This window comes from Achromobacter sp. SIMBA_011 (assembly GCF_046535435.1).
Taxonomy (GTDB): domain Bacteria; phylum Pseudomonadota; class Gammaproteobacteria; order Burkholderiales; family Burkholderiaceae_B; genus Achromobacter; species Achromobacter dolens.
On sequence record NZ_JAWRWN010000153.1, the window covers coordinates 1 to 344 of the forward strand.

The window sequence follows — 344 nt, forward strand, 5'->3', positions numbered from 1 at the left end:
TGCGCAGCATCAAGCCGAGCCACGTCGACTGCTTCTACGTGCGTCAGCCGGAAGCGCTCGGCCTCGGCCACGCGGTGCTCTGCGCGGAAAAGCTGGTCGCCGACAATCCGTTCGCGGTGATCCTCGCCGACGACCTGCTCGACGGCCCGACGCCCGTTCTGCGCCAGATGATCGACGTATTCGACCACTATCATGCGTCGGTCATCGGCGTCGAGGAGATCGCGCCGGCGATCTACAACCTCGCGATCGCGGACGCGCAGGAGCGGCTGCACGCACGCGTCGCCGAACTCGACATCGAATGCCACGCGGAGCCGTTCGAATACTGGAACAAGCAGCCGGGCCGC

At 66.3% G+C, this 344-nt stretch carries 1 protein-coding gene; it reads left to right on the forward strand.

Annotated elements, in window-relative coordinates; genetic code table 11:
* Positions 1-344, forward strand: a 344-nt coding sequence (locus SB816_RS30335; RefSeq protein ID WP_410548033.1) for a DUF2164 family protein, incomplete at both ends; no start/stop codon positions are given.